The organism is Hydrogenophaga sp., assembly GCF_026125825.1.
GTDB lineage: Bacteria > Pseudomonadota > Gammaproteobacteria > Burkholderiales > Burkholderiaceae_C > Hydrogenophaga.
The window spans coordinates 1-3198 of sequence record NZ_JAHCKK010000190.1 but is presented as its reverse complement, the minus strand read 5'-3'; the positions used below and the strand labels follow the sequence as shown (position 1 = coordinate 3198).

Genomic DNA, 3198 nt, shown 5'->3' with positions numbered 1-3198 from the left:
GGGGTTTGCTGTGCTGTCACTGCGTCCGCGCCATCCATCCCCGCTGTCGCTGTTGGACGACCTGGGCGGTCAATCTGTTTCTGCTGTCAGCTGTCGCGGGCGCCGCCTTGCGCTGCTGTCAACGGCGTCTGCTGTTGCCCTGCATGTGCAAGTCGCGCTGTCCATGTCACCTGCTGTCGTCCTCCATCGCGCGCCCTGCTGTTGCTGTCCCCTGCCCGCTGCGGACGCCCTCGCTGCGCTGTCAGCTGTCCCGACAGCACAAGTTGCCCAATGCTGTCACTTGGCGGGGAAAATGGGCGCCAAAAAACGGCGACCGTTGCATTTGAAACGGCAGTCGCGCGGGCCACACCGCCGCAGCGTGCGCCGCGTGCAGGTGCCCCGTCCCCCGCCGCCATGCTCGCCGCTGCACATGCCGAGGCCCGTCCGTCAGCGAAGCCTGCGTTCCCTGATTGGTACTCGCGATGGGAATGGGCACCGTCGCACAGCGCAGGATCGACCGAGCGACAGCGGTTTGGCCCTCTCATGCAGCTCGACCCCAACGACGACCGCGTCTGCCTCTGCCGCCTGTGCTCCGACACGCCGACGACGATCAAGCTCGGCGCGGGCGGCGGGGTCTACAACTTCAAGTTCCATCTCTACCGCTTCCACCCCTGCTTCCTCTCACTCGAGGACGTTGCGAAGATTGAGAGCGACAACCGCCGCGCGGCGCCCGTGGCGAAGCGGCGCCGAGAGAAGTGCGGCGCCGAGTCGCTGGAGCGCTCCATCGTTGACGTGCTCGGCGTTAGCCCGATGCCGAATGTGGCCGACGAGCTGGCGCTGCTCGTCGTGCTCGGCGGCTTCCCGCTGCTCATCGGCGAGTCGCCCGCGCTGCGCCACTTCACCCTCACCGTGAGCCGAGGGGCTGTGGTGTCGCTGCCCGGCCGCCGCGCTGTTGCGGCCCGCATCGTCGGCATGCACAAGGCGGCGGTGAGTGACATTGCCAGGCGCGTAGCGCGCGCCATGGAGCCGCTGCACGTGGGTGAGGCTGTCGACGCGGTGCAGCTGCGCAACCAGTGCTCGGTGACGCTGGACGAGTGGACGTCGGCCGGCGTGCAGCCGTACATGTCCACGACGCTGCACTTCGTCGATGAGACCTGGCGGCTGCAGGCGTTCACCATCGCGTGCCGCCCACAGCCGCACCCGCACACGGGCGAGGCGCTACGCGAGGCGCTCCGGGCCAACCTGGACGCGGTCAACAACGCTGGCGACGGGCCACGGCCGCTGGCGCTCGACGATCTGGCGGGCATTGCCACGGACGGCGCCAGGAACGTCCTGGCCGTGACGAACGGCTCGCTGCACCAGCGGGTCCGCTGTGCATCGCACGGGATTCAGCTGGCGCTGTCACTGGCGGCCGGCGACGCCGACTTCCAGGCGTTCATGAAGCCCGTGAGCCGCTACTACGCCGCGCTCGCCCGATCGCCGCAGAGGCGCGAGTGGCTCGCGATCGAGCTGCGCGCGTGCGGGCGGAAGGTTCTCATGCCCGTGTACCCCGTCAGGACGCGGTGGAACAGCCACTACGACGCGCTGCGCCGCTTCGTGGAGATTGCGCCCGGCCTGCAGCGGATGACGCACACCATGCTCGGCCTGGCCACGGCTGCCGAGCGCGACGAGCTGGCCCTGCAGGCGGCCGCCACCTTGGCCGCCGCGCCGCTCGTGCTCGACGTCCTCCGGCCGTTCGACGCGTGGACGAAGCGCCTGACCGAGGCCAGGTCGGTGACGCTCTCGCTGGTGCCGCGTGCCATCGGAGAGCTGCTGCAGGTCGCGCAGACGCCCGCCGCCGGAGGAGATGGTGCAGCGTGCGTCGCCAACGTGCTGCGTGCCCGCGTCTGCGTCCAGCTGCGCCGCATCTTCGCGGACGTGCTGGAGCCACCCCCAGAGACGGCGCTGTTGCCGGTGCACATGGCGCGCTTCCTGGATCCGCGCACGGTCGGGGAGATTGTCGTGCGAGCAGAGCATGGCGATGCTGGGGATGCGCCGTACACGCCAGAGAGCCTCGCGATGATCGGCCGCGTGTTGACCCGCCTGCGCCAGCAGCTGCCGCGCGAACCCGCGCGCAGGCGCATTCCCAACTGGATAGAACGATGCGGCGGCATGGCCAATGGCAGCGACAGGGAGCCCGTGCTGGCCCTGAGCGCGGACGTCGATGAGTACCTTCAGCGCACCGTCGGCGCGGAGGCAGGCGACATGCGGAACGTGGACCCGCTGGCGTGGTGGCGTGCAGCAGCGCCCGAGCTGCCGACCCTTGCGGGGTTCGCGCGGCGCTACCTGGCCGCGCCGGCGACGACGGCCGCGTCCGAGCGGCTCTTCTCGCTGGCGGGCGTCGTCGTGGGCCCCGCGCGCACCAGGCTTGGCCCTGACCGCGTCAATGAGCTCGTCGTCACGCGCGCATACTACATCAAGGCCCTGCGCGACGAGAAGGACAAGGCCGACGAGGGCGAGCAGCTGGACGGCATGCTCGACGAGGGCACCGTGTCTGTCGATGAGGACGGCTACGTCGAGGCCGCGCCGAATGCCGAGGCCTCGCCGTTCTGGACGGTCGCGCCGCTCTGGATGGACACGCAGGCGAGCCACAGCCGGAGCGGCGAGTGCGAGACCAGTGACAGTAGCGCAGACGAGGTCGTGTGCATCGCTTGAGGGCGCGCGCGCGCGCGCGAGTGCATGTGGCGCTGCAAGGGAGGTAGCGTAGCAGAATGGCGCTGATTGGGCTGCGAGACAATTTGTGGAATGCGGTGGATACGCGCTTGCACAGCGCGGTGATGACGTCCACATTGGCGCTGTCAGCTGTCTCACATGCCCGGAGCTGTCTGCTGTCCCACGTGCCCAGGGCCCGAAATCAAGGAGCTGTCGGCTGTCAGATCTCGCGCGTAGCACCCTGTGCCGTGCTGTCAGCTGTCCCACGTGCCCGGGGGCCGAAATCAAGGAGCTGTCGGCTGTCCCACGTGCCCAGACCCCGAAATCAAGGAGCTGTCGGCTGTCCCACGTGCCCAGGCCCCGAAATCAAGGAGCTGTCGGCTGTCAGTTCTCACGCGTAGCACCCTGTGCCATGCTGTCAGCTGTCCCGCGAGCCGAGGGGGGTACAATCAAGGAGCTGTCAGCTGTCTGCATGGCCGGACATGTCAGTATTAGGAGCTGTCAACCCATTTTTGGATTGTTGTGCTG

1 protein-coding gene is annotated in these 3198 nt (G+C 68.6%); it reads left to right on the top strand.

The features are described 5' to 3' along the window. Positions 1–522 precede the first annotated feature (522 nt). A complete protein-coding gene (locus KIT86_RS24735) occupies positions 523–2673 on the top strand; it encodes an hAT family dimerization domain-containing protein (RefSeq protein ID WP_297403345.1) in 2151 nt (716 codons plus the stop codon). Positions 2674–3198: the final 525 nt, after the last annotated feature.

Bases quoted from the DNA above. Each gene is read 5' to 3' on its own strand.
- KIT86_RS24735 (WP_297403345.1), top strand. From the start codon at position 523: ATGCAGCTCGACCCCAACGACGACCGCGTCTGCCTCTGCCGCCTGTGC.